The organism is Pseudoalteromonas sp. B131b, from assembly GCF_037162545.1.
GTDB lineage: Bacteria > Pseudomonadota > Gammaproteobacteria > Enterobacterales > Alteromonadaceae > Pseudoalteromonas > Pseudoalteromonas fuliginea.
This window is the reverse complement of sequence record NZ_JARLUZ010000001.1, coordinates 1,510,947-1,528,450: the sequence shown is the minus strand read 5'-3', so window position 1 is coordinate 1,528,450 and position 17,504 is coordinate 1,510,947. Positions and strand designations below refer to the sequence as shown.

Genomic DNA, 17,504 nt, shown 5'->3' with positions numbered 1-17,504 from the left:
GCCATGTATTTAAATTTAATTATATTAAAAGGTAAAGCGCAAGCTTTACCTAAAAACTATTAATTCCAAGCTAATTGGAGCTTTCACTTGGAATCCATTTTATTTTACGCCTTTATAGATTAATCGCTACCAAACAAATCTCGCGTATATACTTTATCTTTAATATCAATAAGTTCTGCAACCATACGGTTAGATACAACAACGTCAGATATTTGTTTAAATTCATTTAAATCTTTAATAACACGAGAGTTAAAAAATTCACTTTCTTGTAATACAGGTTCGTAAACTACAACCTCAATACCTTTGGCTTTAATGCGTTTCATAATGCCTTGAATCGATGAAGCCCTAAAGTTATCAGACCCTGTTTTCATGACTAAACGATACACACCAACCACTTTAGGGCTGCGCTTAATGATTGAATCTGCAATAAAGTCTTTGCGTGTCGTGTTCGCGTCAACAATGGCACCAATAATGTTGTTTGGTACATTTGCATAGTTTGCTCTAAGTTGTTTGGTGTCTTTTGGTAAACAGTAACCACCGTAACCAAACGAAGGATTATTATAATGGTTACCGATACGTGGGTCTAAACTAACACCTTGTATAATTTGTTTACTGTTTAAACCATGTGCTTCAGCGTAGCTATCTAGCTCATTAAAATAAGCCACACGCATTGCTAAGTAAGTGTTTGAGAATAACTTAATAGCTTCGGCTTCAGTTGAATCAGTAAACAACACTTCAATATCTTTTTTTATAGCCCCTTGCTGAAGTAAGTTAGCAAACACACTTGCACGCTCACTTTGCTCACCCACTACAATACGCGATGGGTATAGGTTATCGTGTAGTGCTTTACCTTCACGTAAAAATTCAGGCGAAAATATTAAATTATCAACACCTAATTGTTCTTTAATGCTTTGAGTAAAACCAACTGGTATGGTTGACTTAATAATCATTACAGCAGTTTTATTGTGCGCCATTGCATCTTTAATCACAGCTTCTACTGAGCTAGTATTAAAGTAGTTATTTTCAACGTCGTAATCGGTAGGCGTTGCAATAATTACAAAATCTGCGTTTTTATATGCCTCTACTTTGTTGGTAGTGGCTGTAAAATCTAAGTCACTACGCGTTAAAAATTCACTAATTTCGGTATCAACAATAGGCGATTTTTTATTATTTAATAGTGCTATTTTTTGCTCATCAATATCTAGCGCCACCACTTCATTGTGCTGTGCTAATAACATCGCATTGGAAAGACCTACATAGCCTGTACCTACTACGGCAATTTTCATGTTAATCCTTTAAGATTATTCATAATTAATGAAATGATTTTATCAGAGTTATGAATCACGCTCTAGGCAAAAAGGCTCTAGCTAAAATATAGTGTCGAATATATTGATAATTTTTTTGAAGAATAATAAAAGGGAGTTGAGGGCATTAAAGTGTGCGCCAATTTGTAGGTGCGAATTTACTTCGCGCTCAAGTAATTTAACTTTACCAAAAGCGAGGTATAAAACCTCACCTACAAATAAGTATCCTTGTTAAGGTTGCTTATTTCTCGCTTGTATAATTTATATTATTAACTGCTTAAGTTAACAATATTATTTATAACAGCATCGTCAGCCAAGCTTTTAGCTTTAGCATTCCAAACTAAATCGCATATGCCATCAGTTGGATTAAAACCTGTTGGCGCATCTAACAATAATTGGCGAATTGTTTCGTGATCAAAATTATGGCATGCAATATCTAATGCTTCTATAAATACATTAAGCTCAGCTAATGGCAGCATGACTTCATTGGCGGTCATTATGCGCTCATGGGTTGTTTCACCCACGTTATCGCCAATTAATAGTTCTTCATAAAGCTTTTCGCCTGGGCGCAGGCCTGTGCACTTTATTTCAATGTCGCCATGTGGATTAGTGTCGCTTTTAACCTCAAAGCCAGAAAGGCGCACCATTTTTGTAGCAAGGTCTTTAATTTTAACAGAGTCACCCATATCGAGTACAAATACGTCGCCTCCTTTTCCCATTGCGCCAGCTTGTATTACTAATTGGGCGGCTTCTGGTATGGTCATAAAAAAACGAGTTATGTCGGGGTGAGTCAATGTTATTGGCCCACCTTCTTTAATTTGCCTGCGAAATAATGGTACAACCGAGCCACTAGAACCAAGTACATTACCAAAGCGGACCATACAAAAACGTGTTTTATGCTTAACGCCTTGTTCTTGCGCTAACCCTTGTAAAACAAGTTCTGCCATACGCTTAGTTGCGCCCATAACATTAGTTGGCCGTACCGCTTTGTCGGTAGAAATAAGTACAAAATTTTCAACTTTAGCATTTACAGCAGCTTTTGCGGAGTAATAAGTACCAAACACATTATTGCGAACACCTTCCACCACGTTGTGCTCAACTAAAGGCACATGCTTATAAGCTGCGGCATGGTAAACTGTTTGAACTCCAAAGGCTTTCATTACCGTTTCAAGGCGGTTAATTCGCTGCACAGAGCCCATAATAGGTATTAGTTCTAGTTCTAGGGCATTATTGCAAATGTATTCGTTGAGCTCTTTTTCAATTGAATATAAGGCAAATTCACTTTGCTCAAATAAAATTAATTTAGTTGGTTTTTGCTTAACTATTTGCCTACAAAGCTCTGACCCAATAGAGCCACCCGCGCCAGTTACCATAACCACTTTTTTAGCTATATTGGCGGTCATTAAATCTATTTTTGGTGATACAGGGTCTCGGCCTAATAAATCTTCAACGCCGACATCTGTAATTTCGGCAAGTTTAGCCTTACCTTCAACTATATCGGTCATACCGGGGATTGAAAGTACTTTAATTGTTAATGGCTCTAATTGGGCGAGTATTTCTTTTCGGCGGGCACGGGTAGCACTCGGTAATGCTAGTAATACCTTACTAACTTTACGTTTAGTGCTTAACTCATAAATACCTTTAAACGCAATAACAGGTATTCCCTGAATTATTGATCCATGCTTTGTTACATCATCGTCAATAAATGCACTAACAAAATACTCAGGGCCAGCGCCTAAAGCAGTGGCTAACTGACGCCCAGCAGCGCCCGCACCATAAATAATAATGGACTCTTTTTTACTTGTGGTCATTTTACCAATAATTGCACGTACCAATACACGTGCCCCACCCACTGTTAGTAAACACAGCCAAGCAAATATAAACGGCATAGTACGTGGTATATTTATACCCATAAAAAAAGCAATTAACACTAGGCTAACTGTTGTTATTACTGTACCTAGTACGATTGCCCAAATGGCTTGAGAGTTCATGTACCTAAGCACAGCTCGGTACAAACCTAAACTTATAAACGTATATAAACTAACCGGTGTTAGTAGCGCTAAAAGGAGCCAATTATCTAAACGTTGCAGTGGTTCAAAGCTATCAAGCCTAACAATAAGAGCCAACCAAAAAGCAATTACAATAAATAACGTATCGATGAACAAAGTAATAATGCGTTTTTTACCGCGTGAAGCATTTAAAATAGAGTGTATAAAACTATCCACTGACAGTTCCTTTTATAATTAGGTTTCTACAAACAATAGTTATCACGAGTACTTTTTAGCGATTAGCCAAAACAATATATAACATAAAGAGCAGTGAACAAGAGTAAATCAAAGGTCGCTAAAACTCTATACTGCTTTCATTTTTAAAGCGTAGCGACCTCTTTACCTATTTATGGGCATTTTATTTAACTAATTATATACAAACCTATTTTGTAGCGAGACTAAAGACATCTTTAATAACTTGGATTGTTTTGGCTATTTCGGTTTCAGTCAGCGTTGGATGCACTAAAAACATCAGTGATGTTTCGCCTAGCTTAACTGCATTAGGCAAGCGTTTTTCTGGGCGCCATGGTGTGTTGCCAAACGCTTTTTCAAGATAAACCTCAGAACAACTGCCTTGAAAACACGGTACGCCGCGCTCCACAATCGCATTAACTATACGGTCACGATCCCAACCTTCTGCTAATTGCTCAGGCTTAATAAACATATAATGCTTATATTCTGCGTGCTCGCTGTGCTCTGGCACTGTAACTAAACGCACACAACTAAAGTCGCTTGCAGCACGATCGAGCAACGCACCATGTGCTTGGCGTTTTGCAGTCCAGTCGCTCATACGCGTTAATTGAATGCGACCAAGTACAGCTTGCATTTCGGTCATACGCCAGTTGGTACCAAAGCTTTCGTGCAGCCATCTAAATCCTGGTGGGTGCTCACGGTTATAAATAGCATCAAAGCTTTTACCGTGATCTTTATAGCTCCACATAGTTGACCATAACTCTTTTGAGTTAGTGGTTACCATGCCGCCCTCGCCGCCGGTTGTCATTATTTTATCTTGGCAAAAGCTCCATGCACCAACATGCCCAATACTACCAACTGACTTACCTTTGTATTTAGCGCCATGCGCTTGCGCGCAATCTTCAATTACAAAAAAGCCATGCTCTTTACTCAGCGCCATTATTTCATCCATTTCCGCTGGCATACCCGCTAAATGAACAACAATAACTGCTTTAGTTTTTGGTGTAAGTACTGCTTTTATAGATTCTGCGGTAATAGCTTGACTATTTAGATCGACATCAGCAAATACGGGTGCAGCACCAGATGTAACAATACTTGAAGCAGATGCTAAAAAGGTGCGTGGTGTAGTTATTACTTCATCACCCGCGCCCACATTTAATGCTTTAAGTGCAAGATCAAGTGCTAATGTGCCATTACCTAAGGCTATTGCGTATTTGCTATCAGCCCAGCTTGCAAATTCTTTTTCAAATTCACGACCTTCAGTGCCCGTCCAATAATTTACTTTATTAGATAAAACTACACGACTAACAGCATCAGCTTCTTCTTGAGTGAAGCAAGGCCAAGGAGAAAATGGGGTATTTAACATGTTAAGCCTTTAAATTGATCTAACCAAATGTTAGCTGCTTGAGTATAATCGCTAGTCAAAGGATGAACTCGTGTATTTATATTAATTATACCTATAGAGTCCCATCCTAATTGATTAGGGGCAATAAAATCTTTTGTGGGGTTATCTGCAACGTACACTATAGATTTATCAGGATGCAAACGTTGAATGGCAATAAATGAATCTGGCTGAGGTTTTCCTACACCAACCTCTTCAGATATATAAATCGATTCAAAGAAAGTTTCAATTTCTAAAGACGATATTTTTAATCGTTGAGTTATACCTCTACCATCGGTAATCAAATACATCGGGATATTTTTACTCCTTAATTGCTCAAGGATTAAGATTACGCCTTCATGTAATTTAATATTAGGGGTGTGGTACCTATAAGCTAAGATTAAATGTTCCTTAAGTGTTTTTGGTAAACGATGCTCTTCAATAACGTAAGAAAAAACATCTGGAACTTTCGTTTTTAGAGCTTCTATAAATGTTTTATAGGTAACTTTTGAGTATAATCTTTCAATTAACTCTGATAAAAAGTGATATCCAGATAAAACGTAATCCAATTCAGAATAAAGAGTATCGTCTAGGTCAAATACGACCACATCAAAATTTGAAAGATCAGCCATTCGAAACTAGAACCTCAGCATCATAACGAAGCATCACCAATTGGTCTTCCCAATCATCTGTATAATTTAGTTTTTCGTTTAAAAAAACTTCTCTTAATAGAAACTCAGGGTATCTTGCGCCAGCTGCATTACTAAGAGGAAACCCACCACCAAACCTAGGGTTAATTTCTATACCATAGATTTGATCTGTTGTTTTTGACTTAAAAACTTGGAGAGTTAAACAACCAAAAGCTGTTTTTAGTTTCGACATCGGTTCTTTAAGTAAATTTATCAGTGCTTTATTAGTGCGCCCTTTACTGATTTCTCCACCTCTAACTTCAACTCTTTCTCTGGGTACCATACAAATAAGCTCACTACTTTGAGTAAAATAGACATCAACTGTATATTCATCAAAAGCTTTATCAGAAACTATTTCCATGTACATCATTTCTGATTTTGGAACATCCCAGGCATCAAGTTCATCTTGTGATTGTAAAATACGAATATTTTGACTTAAACTTCCCGATATTGGCTTTGAAAAGCATGGAAATATTATGTTGCTTAGTGAATAGGTAACAGGAACAGGAAAGCCAATTTCATTAAACAAATCATGGGTTAGTCTTTTATCCCTACAAGGGACAACTAGCTCACTATCAGATACAACGATTGTAATCCCTAGGTCTTTAAACTCCTGCTTATGTCTAGCAAGTTTTAATAGTTCAGTATCTATTGTTGGTACAACTAGTCTTATTGATTCTTCCAAGCAAAGACTTTTTAATTCACCGATGTACTCATCGTTAAGTACGTGTGGCAACACAAAGCTTTTACACAAAACATTACAAGCTGCAGACATATTCGGGTTCATATCAGCACCAAAAACTTCACCATCAACACCAAGGTCTTCAATAGCCTTATCAAAGGCTCGTACTAGTGACACTCTCCTTCCAGCTGAAAGTACAAGCACATTATTTTTCATCTTTTTTTCCTGTATTATTAACACTGCCAGTAAAAAAGGCATAGTGACATGATCACTCGCTGAAATGCCTTCTTTGATAAATACTTTTTTAACCGTCAGTAATAATATTTTAAGATCTAACCAAAAGCTTTGGTTATCTACATACCAAACATCAAATTTGAACTTATCTTCCCAACTAATAGCGTTTCGCCCATTAACTTGAGCCCAGCCTGTTATACCCGGTCGAACATTATGACGACGAGCTTGTTTTTCATTATAGAGAGGTAAATATCGAACAAGTAATGGGCGAGGACCAACTAAGCTCATATCACCTTTTAATACATTAAATAAGCCAGGTAATTCATCTAAACTAGTAGAGCGAAGGATAGCACCAAATTTTGTCATACGCTTATCGTCTGATAACAAGTTACCTTGCTTATCAGTAGCATCTAGCATGCTGCGGAATTTCATCATTTTGAAAACTTGACCATAAAGGCCAGGGCGATCTTGAGTAAATAAAATAGGAGAGCCTAATTTAAACTTTATGAGCACAGCAACAATAATGATTACAGGAAGTAAAATGAGTAAAACATTCAAAGCCACGATAAAATCAAAAACACGTTTAATCATTGATTGCATCCTGAAGCGTTGACTCTATTCTTTTTGCCATAATACCCCGAGAAAAGTGTTCATACGATAAAATATGGCAACTTTCTACAGCCTTTGTATATTTAGAATCATCGTTTAGAAAGTTAACAAGCCTATTTGCTGACACATTATAATCTTCGATATCCAACACAACACCACAATGATGTTCTACAATAAAATCTTTTTGCCAACCGCCATAATTTATACCTATAGGTGTTTGAGAAGCTAAAGCATCAAACAATTTATTTGCTGAGTTGTGCCACATTTCTTTTACAGGTCCAAACAAAGACAAGGATAAATGCGCAGCAGAAAGTAATTTAACGATCTCCGTTTTTGGAACTGGATCTAAAAAGTATAAGTTTTTATCTAAAACCCCTAGATCTTTAGCCCTACTAATGACTCCTTGCTTTTCCATACCATCACCTACAGCAACAAAGCAAATATCTGATGACATATTTTTTACAGCTTTTGCCAGCTCTGGTAAATAACCAACTTTATTAATTAACCCGAAAGTTCCTGTATACACCACCAATTTCCGCCCATTGAGAAAAGGTAAACTTTTTTCTACATATTCTTGACCTACCACTTTGTCTACATCAAATAAAGCCGTATCGCAGCTATTAGTTGCTAACGTAACGTAGTTTGGGTTAATGCCTTGGCGAATAATACCATCACACATACCAGGAGATAAACCAATTAAGCGAGTAGCGTTTTTATAAGTGTAACGTTCTAACCATTGAGCAAACCAAATTACAATAGGGCTTTTAATAGCTCCGACAGCAATAGGGAGCTCAGGCCATAGATCCCTTACTTCAAAAACCATAGGCACTTTTTTAATTTTTGAATAAATAAGACCAGGTATTGCAATAGTTAAAGGGGTACTTGTTGCTAATAAAACATCTGATTTCAGCTGTAATGTTTTAAAAGTTGCTTTCCACGAGAACTGCAAAAATTTAAATATGCGCTTAATAAATGAATTTTTATTAGAATACTCTTGATGGAGTATATGTAATTTAATCCCTTCTAATTCTAAATAGTTCCATCCAGGATTAAGCTCATAGTTTTTTGCAAGAAAAGCAGAGCTGGTAACAAAAGTTACTTCATGCCCATTAGTAATCAATCTTTTCGCCATTTCATATGAACGAGTACCTGCATTTGACTCAGGGGTTGCAAAGTATTGATGCAAATATAGTATATTAATTTTCATGCTCCAAAGCTAAGTTAAATATGTAAAAAGATGAAAGAATTATTTAAATGTTTTTGGGTTTGCAAAATTTAAGCACAACAATAGTAAAATAAATTGTAAAAATAATTAGTGGCATTTTATAAAACATCAATATATCCTCTGTTAATATAGAGAAACAAAAGTAAGTGATGAAAATATTTATTACGGCACTCGCCATATTATCTGTTTGAATAGATTTTTGGAGAGAAAGTAGAAATAAAACAATAATAAATATTACAAAATTAATTGCCGTCCAAGAAAAACTATTAAATAAAATTATAGTTATAGGCAACGCTATTCCAGTAAATAACCCTATATTCGGTTTATTATAAATTAAATCTGGTATATGCCCTGCAAATATTTCCTTAAATTGCCCTACATCTACACCATAAAAAGGCAGAAAGCCTAATGCAACCTTAGCTTCAAGTGAATATGCGTCATCATGAACTAAGCTGCTGTAGTCATTTCGCCCTAGAATATGCATAAAAATATCTAACAATGCACTTTGTGATAAATCCTCAGCCAATACCAATTTAAAACCTATGAATAATAAAATCAATAATGTGACAGATACTATAGAAGAAACGGATATCTTCCCAGATAGCACTCTAATCAATAAAAACAGATAAATAGGCATTAAAAAAATTCTTAAACCTAATAGCGAAGATGTAACGAAAACTATTATCAGCATAAAGAAATAATATTTGTTCAATACTTTTAATTTCACGGTCAAAAAAACAACAAGAAATGCAGAAACCTGTGTAATGCCAAGAGTATATAAACCGCTTCCTTTATAAAATCCATTCCTATATTTTTCTGCGAATATAACCACTTCAGTAATTTGGCTAACATTCTGCAGATAAAAGATAATAAACAATCCAAAAAAACAATTGTTATATAAAAAAATAATTTACTAACATTATTTGCATATTCTCCTTCGATATATAACTCCTGTTTCTTCATTGGTGATTTAAAAACGACAATAAAAATGAAAAGCCCCATAATTAGTGCAAAAAACTGACAGAAGATAAACATTAACAAAGAGTTATTGTCTTCATTATTATAAATATATTCTGATGTTGGAAAAAAACATGAATATAAAAATAAATAAGAAGCCAATGTAGATTTTTTTACTCATCATTTAACCCAAGAAAAATATTGATAAGGCTAATATAAAAAAAGAAATAAGTGATGCAACAAACCGTAACAAAATCAAGTCATCATACAAATTAATTATCAATCGTTTTTGCTTCCCTATTTGCACTAACTTAGGGTCTACAAATATTGTAAGTATTATAGTATTAAACCCATTTAAAACAGATGACATACCTAATAAAAAGCCTCTATTTTCTGGGTAAATATCTATAAGCACCATGATTGATGGCCAGGCAAGATAATATGGTATGTAAGCTATAATGACTAACATATATAATGATATAAACTTTTTATAGATAGGTTTGTTTTTTTTAATTTTTAATGATGTTGCTACCTTATCTAATTTTACTGATTTAAAAAAGGAACCATTACTTAACATCCTTGTCGTCAATATATAATATAGGGTTAATATTTTAACTCTACAAATATAAATTGCTAATAAAAAGAAAGGTATAATTAGATAACCGAATAATAATTCAGAGATATTCTCATATACCGAACCTTTGTCAGATAAAGCACCTATTAATGGCATGAACATAAAAATCAACAACCGCGACATTAAGCTCAGTGATGATTGTAAAATCAAACCACTCTCAGGTTTCTCCATCAAATAACCAGCTTTTCTAGCTAGTGCTGTACTAGCTTCAATAGCAAAAAGCAATGCCATAATTATAAAAAGGTATGTAACCATTATGATTTGCGACCTAGAAAATAGCTCAATATAAACTTTGAATACATTAGTAAACCTTTACATTTACGGGTGAATCTAATGTCAAACTTTTCTAAAGCGATGAAATCAGCCATATAAAAAAACCTCTTTAATGTTTTATCGCTTGGTGTATACCCCACTATTGCTGCAGCATTTCTAAACCAAACACGCTCTTTTATAACATGAGGTAGTTTTTGCTCGATTGCGTAATTAACATATGTTTCATATTCGCTAAATAAACTTTTACCTGAGCCTATGCAGTTTTCAAGAATAGAAAAATAAAAGGGTTGATTATACTTATCGGTAATTTCATCAATTAAGGCTACCATGATTTTTTTATTTACAAATAAGTGCTGGCTAATCATCGAGCTTTTAACTTTAGGTTCATTCCCCAATAACCTTTCATAAGTTATATGATAATCCTTATTCAGTTTTTCTTTTCCTACTGTAAAAATATATTTACCCTCTTCGATTAAATCAAGAGGTTTTAATAATACTGTGTCGGCATCCCAAATTAAATAATCGCCTTGGCAATAGGTAGACTTGGCAAATTGCATTTTTAAAAATTGTTGGTAATACCATCCAAATCTTGTAGGGAAGTATGCAACAGGAATATTCTTCATTTTGTTGATATCACTTGTAGAGATTAATTCTTTTTCATCTATAACAACAACTGATTCTGATCTAGGTACTTTCTCAACGGCATTAGTTATTACAAACACTTTATTAACATTTAACCTATTAGTTAAACTATCAAGTACTAATTGAATATTTTTCAAATCTATGCCTGCTACTACTGTCACAACATCAATAGTATTCATTTTAACTATTTCTCCCTGCATCTAGTTTCCTAATTAATTTTATTGGAACCCCCATATATACCGCTAACCTTAATCGGCTTTACGACTACTGAATTTGCAGCAATAAGACAACCTCCTGGTATGGAAGCTCCTGCGACTATAGTACAATTAGCTCCAATCCATGTCCCAAAAGATATATGGACCTTCTTTAATTCACTAGGTCCAAATCTGTATGAACCTCCTACGCAAGTATGATTACCTGCGACTATAATACTACCAAACCCGAGCATAACTTCACTCTCTAATACAACCCCGCCACCAGCACTAATAATAGAGTTAGGAGCGATGTAAACATCATGACCGACAGAAATCTTTTCTAAGCTCCGAATAATTGCATTAGCTGAAACTTGAAAGTTTCGTCCTACTTCTTCCATAAAAAAGCCATAAAGACACCCTCTAATTTTCATTATTAAAGGTTGATCTGGCAGCCATATTAGAAGCAATCTAATAAACCAGCTATATAAAAGTATAAAGTTATGTTTTATCGATTTCATTTTCAAATTTACATGCTAGTGATATTAATTTTTTATTGCTAAAAGGCAAAAAAATGATTTGTATGCTGAAATTCTATCCGGATGCACTATTAAATCTGCTTCACTCAATACACTAGCCCAAAAACAAAATGTTGAATTAGATGAGATAATTACTGACGAATTAACTATAGTCATAAAGTCTTGCTTCATCGTTCCACTACCACTTAAATATAATTTACGGCCTAATTCTTGCTCTAGCTCAGGTAATATATCTGGGTCATCCGATATAAAATAAATTTTCACATCCTCAGGAATAAACTTTAATGACTTTTTATAATAACTGTTATCTAATCGGCTGTGTGCTAAAAAATCCCCTTTTCGGACATGTATTACAGCATACTTGTTCTCACAATTGACAGAATCTATTTCTAAAACCTCATGGCAATGTTTTCTAAATGACTCAATATTCTCTTGATTCATATGCAATCCAATTGCAGCATAATTCCACAATCTTATAGTTTTATTAGATTCCTTTCGATGTATATATATATAAGAGTTTCGATTTAATAACTTATTTAAAAGGTATTCTCGCATTAAAAATAAAGAATCGATTAAACTTAGTCCTGTACTAACATTTTTATTTTGCAGTAACTTGTTTATAAAGTCATTTTTATGAACCGTCCAACCCAAAAGTTTTGTTAAAACATTTTTTTTAGTTAGTGTGTCATTATAAGTTACCTCAAAGCCTTGGCTTGTCAAAAACTCACCTAGACACAGTTGAAACATGTTATTGCCTAAACCACCACATAAATAGATTATATACACATTGAATACCTGATATTTAAAGTAAGATAAGAAGTCTTTTTTATTAATAAGGTTGAATTTAATTTCAAGACCTCGTAAATAAAGTTATTTTCTAAAACCTTCTTGATTATTTAGAAACCACTTATAAGCTTTAGTAAGACCAACTTCTAACGGTATTTCAAAAACCCAACCTAACCGTTTAAGTCTATCTACGTTCAGTTGCTTACGTGGTGCACCGTCAGGCTTACTAGTATCGAACTTTATTTGACCTTCAAAACCAACCACTTTAGCCACTGTCTCAACTAATTCGCGGATAGTACAATCAACTCCTGTACCCACATTAATGTGGCTCAACATAGGTTCAGTATTTTCATCATATGTTTTTTTAGCTAGGTTCATTATATGAATTGATGCATCCGCCATGTCGTCAACGTATAAAAACTCACGCATAGGTTTACCACTGCCCCATGCAACGACTTCTGTGTCCCCGTTTAATTTTGCTTCATGAAAGCGGCGTAATAATGCGGGAATAACATGGCTATTTTCAGGGTGGAAATTATCATTTGCACCATATAAGTTAGTTGGCATTACACTGCGGTAATCTCTACCATATTGTCGCTTATAACTCTCACACAACTTAATACCGGCTATTTTAGCAATAGCATAGGGTTCGTTGGTTTCTTCTAATGTGCCTGTAAGTAATGCAGTTTCCTGCATTGGTTGCGCTGCCAATTTAGGATAAATACATGATGAGCCTAAAAATAGTAATTGCTGAATATTAGCTAAATGTGCGCTATGAATAATATTGCATTGAATCATTAAATTTTCATAAATAAAATCAGCTGGGTAAGTATTATTGGCAACAATACCGCCAACCTTCGCTGCAGCTAAATAAACTTGTTCAATTTTTTCAGTTTGAAAAAAATCAGCAACTGCTTGCTGATTAGTTAAATCTAATTCAGATCGCGTACGCGTTATGATATTTGTATGACCATTTGCTTCTAGCTGACGAACAATTGCCGATCCAACCATGCCGCGATGACCCGCGACAAATATTTTACAATTTAAGCCTGACATATTGTTAACCTTGATTTTCTATAGAAATAGCTACGTTATGACCATGTGCTTTTAAGATCGCATGTTGTTTAGCTTTATTTAAATCATTTTCAACCATTTCCGCACACATCTTTTCAACTGTGATTTGTGGTACCCAACCCAATTTTTCTTTTGCTTTAGTAGGGTCACCTAATAAAGTTTCAACTTCTGCAGGGCGGAAATAGCGAGGATCAACTTTAACAATAACATCACCTACGCTTAAAGCTGGAGCATTATCACCAGTGATAGCGGTTATAGTCGCTATTTCTTCAAGACCTTCACCTGTAAACTCAAGTTCTATACCTGCTTCTTTAGCTGATAGCTTTACAAATTCGCGAACAGAAATTTGCTTACCTGTTGCAATGACAAAATCGTCTGCAGTTTCTTGCTGTAACATCATCCATTGCATACGGACATAGTCTTTGGCATGACCCCAGTCACGTAAGGCATCCATGTTACCCAAATATAAGCAACTTTCTAAACCTTGTGAAATATTAGCAATAGCGCGAGTGATTTTACGTGTTACGAAGGTTTCACCGCGACGAGGTGATTCGTGATTAAACAAAATACCATTACAAGCATACATACCATAAGATTCACGATAATTTACCACTATCCAATAGGCATACATTTTAGCTACTGCATAAGGTGAGCGAGGGTGAAACGGCGTTGTTTCTTTTTGCGGTATCTCTTGTACTTCTCCATACAGTTCAGATGTTGAAGCTTGATAAAACTTTGTCTTTTTCTCTAGGCCTAAAAAGCGAATTGCTTCTAATAAACGTAAAGTCCCCATAGCATCAACATCAGCTGTGTATTCTGGACATTCAAATGAAACGGCTACATGGGATTGTGCACCTAAGTTGTAAACTTCATCAGGCTGCACATCTTTTATTATACGTGTTAGGTTTGATGAGTCAGTCAAATCACCGTAATGTAAGAAGAACTTTTGATTTTTTTCATGGCTATCTTGATAAATATGATCCACACGCTCAGTATTCAACGATGATGCTCTGCGTTTTATACCATGAACTTCATAGCCTTTTTCTAACAATAATTCTGCAAGGTATGAACCATCTTGCCCTGTTACACCGGTTATTAAAGCTACTTTATTCTCTTTCATTGCTTAATTCCTTTATCGACGGCTAAATTTTAAAATCTAGCCACTTTATATGCTTATATTAAATTATAAATGCTGAACTTTTTCTAAACTATTTGAAACTAATTGAGTCGCTTTTAAGTATGTATCAGCTTCAGCATAACAGCGTAATTCAGGTGCGTTCCCTGATGGACGGAGGTGAATAATTTGACCATCGAGGAATGTTATTCTTAGACCATCAATAGTGTTCACATTTTCAATTGTAAAATCCTTAAAGCCTATTGCTGCTAATAGTTTTTCTGGTTCTTCCGTCGCTTCAATTATAATTTTATTGCTTTTATTGGTTGAGAAATTTTTGATTCGATCACTCGCCGTAAAGCGCTTTGGTAATTTTAACTGGATAGTCGCTATGCTATCTGGTTGAGCTAGCAATGTTAATACTGGCAATAAAGCATCTCGCGTTGGCAGTGCAGTTAGTAATTTACCATTAACTTCTATATTTGAACCCAGTAAATAACCACCGTTAGCTTCAAAACCCGCAACACGGGTGAAACTTTCTCTCAATTTAGAGAACTCTGCGATTACATATGGCGAACCTATTTTTGTTCGCGTTACATACTTAAAACTTTCGGACTTCTCAATTGCAGTATTACAGCTAACTGGTACAGCCAACGCTTCGATATTAAGTAACTGACTTGTGAGTAACCCGAGCGTATCACCACTTAACCAACACCCATTCTCATCAGCTAGAAGCGGGCGGTCCCCATCACCATCAGTTGAGAATATTGCGTCAAAGTTATATTTTTTTGACCAATCCAATGCTTTTTTCGGTCTTCTGCCGAAACTGCCTCAGTATCTATTGGTACGAATATATCACTTCGTTCTAAGCTTTTAACTTCAGCTCCTAAACTTTCAAATAGCACTTTATAAATATCACGACCCGCGCTTGAGTGCTCATAAATGCCTATCTTTTTTCCAGCAAGTACATCGTGTCTAAAAAGCTCGCTGTAGCGTTGTATGTAGGCATTTTTGGCTGCATCACTTTTATTTAGATCTTTTAGGTTTTCATTTAACCTTGTAAATTCTATCGTGGCACCTAGAATAGCTTGCTCATCGGTTTTGCTTATTTCCCCATCAGGTCGGTAAAACTTTAAGCCGTTTCGGTCAAAGGGTATATGACTTCCTGTAACCATTATAGATGGAATATTACCCTTCATTGCTTGATGAGCGAGTGCTGGTGTAGGTATGACTCCGTAGTAGACAACATTTAAATCAAGTTGTTTCAAACCTTCTGCACACGCTTGTGCCATTGCGTAACTGCTTGGACGGTTGTCAATAGCGATAGCAACAGTATCAAAATCAAATTCCATATCAATTGACTTTATAAACGCGATTGAAAAAGCTGCGCAAACGTCAGGAGTAAAGTCCGCAACTAACCCACGCGCTCCACTTGTACCAAAAGCAATACCACTTTGTTCAATTACGATATTAGTATTCATAATTTACCCTTCCACTCTGCCATAGCGATCTTCAAAACGTACGATATCGTCTTCACCAAGGTATGAACCAGACTGTACTTCAATCAATTCCAAATCAACTTTCCCAGGATTTTCAAGGGCATGTACTGCGGTAATAGGAATATAAACCGACTCATTTTCTGTTACAAATTGCTCTGTGTCGTCGATTTGTACTTTAGCGGTGCCTGATACAACAATCCAATGCTCTGCGCGATGATGATGCATTTGTACACTTAGCTTAGCGCCAGGCTTTACCGTTATACGTTTAACTTGAAAACGTTCACCATTATCAACCGAATCATACTTACCCCAAGGGCGATATACTTCACGATGCATGGTTGCTTCTGAACGATTTTCAGCTTTTAATTGCTGTACGATCGATTTTACATGTTGTGATTGGTCTTTGTGCGCTACAAGTACGGCATCTTTGGTGTTTACTATGACTAAGTTTTCAACACCTACGGTGGCAACAAGTTTGTCTTCGCCAAACACAAGGGTATTTTTAGTATCAACGGCTTTAACATCACCAGTAAATGCATTGCCATTTTCGTCTTTAGTTGATACTTCCCACAACGCAGCAAAACCACCTACATCACTCCAACCTGCATCCATAGGCACAACAACCGCATCTTGGGTGTGTTCCATTACGGCGTAATCTACTGATTCATCAGGGCAAGCTTCAAATGCAGCTCTATCTACACGAATAAAATCTAGGTCGTTAGACTGTATTTCAATTGCTTTTTTACAAGCATTATAAATATCAGGACGAAACGCTTTTAACTCGGCTAGATAACGGCTCGCTTTAAATAAAAACATACCGCTATTCCAGTAATAATCACCACTGGCAATATAGTGTTTTGCAGTTTCTAAATCTGGTTTTTCAACAAAGCTGTCTACTACAAAACCTGTACTAAACTCTTCGCCACGTTTTATATAGCCGTAACCTGTTTCTGGTTTATTGCCAACAATACCAAATGTGACTAACTTACCTTGCTTTGCAAGCTCTGAGGCTTTGTTAACGCTTTGATGAAACGAAACGATATCATCTATTATATGATCGGCAGCAAGTACAAGCAGTAATGGGTCTTCACCTTTTTCAATTGCTTTGAAGGCAGCGAGTGCTATTGCAGGGGCTGTATTACGCCCTACTGGCTCTAGAAATATACCAGAGTGCTCAGCACCTAACTGGCGAAGCTGTTCCGCTGCAATAAAACGATGTTCTTCATTACAGATCAACATTGCTGGACTATGGTTTAAACCATTTAAGCGATTTAAGGTATTTTGCAGCATTGTATGCTGGCCGCTTAACTTTAAAAACTGTTTTGGGTAGTTGCTACGTGAAAGTGGCCATAAGCGTGTACCCGAACCGCCAGCCATAATTACTGGTGTGATCATAAATATTCCATATAAAAATTAATTAAACTTGATTAG

General features: G+C 35.7%; 14 protein-coding genes and 2 pseudogenes. All 16 read right to left on the bottom strand.

Features of this window, described 5'->3' with window-relative positions:
- Nucleotides 1-119: 119 nt before the first annotated feature.
- The 16 genes and pseudogenes from P4S65_RS06990 to P4S65_RS06915 all read right to left on the bottom strand — a co-directional run bounded on the left by P4S65_RS06990 (nucleotide 120) and on the right by P4S65_RS06915 (nucleotide 17,468).
- A complete protein-coding gene (locus P4S65_RS06990; protein WP_337119824.1) occupies nucleotides 120-1,286 on the bottom strand; it encodes a nucleotide sugar dehydrogenase in 1,167 nt (388 codons plus the stop codon).
- A gap of 287 nt (nucleotides 1,287-1,573) precedes the next feature.
- Nucleotides 1,574-3,529 carry a polysaccharide biosynthesis protein gene (locus tag P4S65_RS06985; RefSeq protein WP_337119823.1) on the bottom strand — a complete coding sequence of 652 codons (1,956 nt, stop codon included), beginning with the start codon at nucleotides 3,527-3,529 and terminating at the stop codon, nucleotides 1,574-1,576.
- Nucleotides 3,530-3,734: 205 nt separating this feature from the next.
- Nucleotides 3,735-4,910 (bottom strand): DegT/DnrJ/EryC1/StrS family aminotransferase, encoded by a 1,176-nt coding sequence (locus tag P4S65_RS06980; protein ID WP_337119822.1) that lies wholly within the window; start codon nucleotides 4,908-4,910, stop codon nucleotides 3,735-3,737.
- Nucleotides 4,904-5,557 (bottom strand): HAD family hydrolase, encoded by a 654-nt coding sequence (locus P4S65_RS06975; protein WP_337119821.1) that lies wholly within the window; start codon nucleotides 5,555-5,557, stop codon nucleotides 4,904-4,906. Before P4S65_RS06975 ends, P4S65_RS06980 begins: the two co-directional genes overlap by 7 nt.
- On the bottom strand, nucleotides 5,550-6,512 hold the full coding sequence (locus P4S65_RS06970) for an ATP-grasp domain-containing protein (RefSeq protein ID WP_337120737.1): 963 nt from the start codon (nucleotides 6,510-6,512) through the stop codon (nucleotides 5,550-5,552). Before P4S65_RS06970 ends, P4S65_RS06975 begins: the two co-directional genes overlap by 8 nt.
- Before the next feature lie 33 nt (nucleotides 6,513-6,545).
- A pseudogene (locus P4S65_RS06965) lies at nucleotides 6,546-7,121 on the bottom strand (sugar transferase); the annotation flags it as partial.
- Entirely contained in the window at nucleotides 7,114-8,346 is a 1,233-nt protein-coding gene (locus tag P4S65_RS06960; protein ID WP_337119820.1) for a glycosyltransferase family 4 protein, read from the bottom strand. The pseudogene P4S65_RS06965 and the gene P4S65_RS06960, both read right to left, overlap by 8 nt.
- A 43-nt stretch (nucleotides 8,347-8,389) precedes the next feature.
- The gene (locus P4S65_RS06955) at nucleotides 8,390-9,196 is read right to left on the bottom strand and encodes a hypothetical protein (RefSeq protein WP_337119819.1); all 807 of its coding nucleotides are present in this window, start codon (nucleotides 9,194-9,196) and stop codon (nucleotides 8,390-8,392) included.
- 309 nt (nucleotides 9,197-9,505) lie between these two features.
- Entirely contained in the window at nucleotides 9,506-10,210 is a 705-nt protein-coding gene (locus tag P4S65_RS06950) for a hypothetical protein (RefSeq protein ID WP_337119818.1), read from the bottom strand.
- Nucleotides 10,210-11,070 carry a DUF6492 family protein gene (locus P4S65_RS06945; protein WP_337119817.1) on the bottom strand — a complete coding sequence of 287 codons (861 nt, stop codon included), beginning with the start codon at nucleotides 11,068-11,070 and terminating at the stop codon, nucleotides 10,210-10,212. The genes P4S65_RS06950 and P4S65_RS06945 overlap by 1 nt, the downstream gene beginning before the upstream one ends.
- 8 nt (nucleotides 11,071-11,078) lie before the next feature.
- Complete coding sequence (locus P4S65_RS06940; protein ID WP_337119816.1) at nucleotides 11,079-11,462, bottom strand: acyltransferase; 384 nt, start codon at nucleotides 11,460-11,462, stop codon at nucleotides 11,079-11,081.
- Nucleotides 11,463-11,606: 144 nt separating this feature from the next.
- A complete protein-coding gene (locus tag P4S65_RS06935) occupies nucleotides 11,607-12,320 on the bottom strand; it encodes an alpha-1,2-fucosyltransferase (protein ID WP_337119815.1) in 714 nt (237 codons plus the stop codon).
- 150 nt (nucleotides 12,321-12,470) lie between these two features.
- On the bottom strand, nucleotides 12,471-13,442 hold the full coding sequence (gene fcl / locus P4S65_RS06930; protein WP_337119814.1) for a GDP-L-fucose synthase: 972 nt from the start codon (nucleotides 13,440-13,442) through the stop codon (nucleotides 12,471-12,473).
- A 4-nt stretch (nucleotides 13,443-13,446) separates the two neighbouring features.
- The gene (gmd, locus tag P4S65_RS06925; protein ID WP_337119813.1) at nucleotides 13,447-14,580 is read right to left on the bottom strand and encodes a GDP-mannose 4,6-dehydratase; all 1,134 of its coding nucleotides are present in this window, start codon (nucleotides 14,578-14,580) and stop codon (nucleotides 13,447-13,449) included.
- A gap of 63 nt (nucleotides 14,581-14,643) precedes the next feature.
- A pseudogene (locus P4S65_RS06920) lies at nucleotides 14,644-16,055 on the bottom strand (phosphomannomutase).
- A 3-nt stretch (nucleotides 16,056-16,058) separates the two neighbouring features.
- Complete coding sequence (locus P4S65_RS06915; RefSeq protein ID WP_337119812.1) at nucleotides 16,059-17,468, bottom strand: mannose-1-phosphate guanylyltransferase/mannose-6-phosphate isomerase; 1,410 nt, start codon at nucleotides 17,466-17,468, stop codon at nucleotides 16,059-16,061.
- Nucleotides 17,469-17,504: the final 36 nt, after the last annotated feature.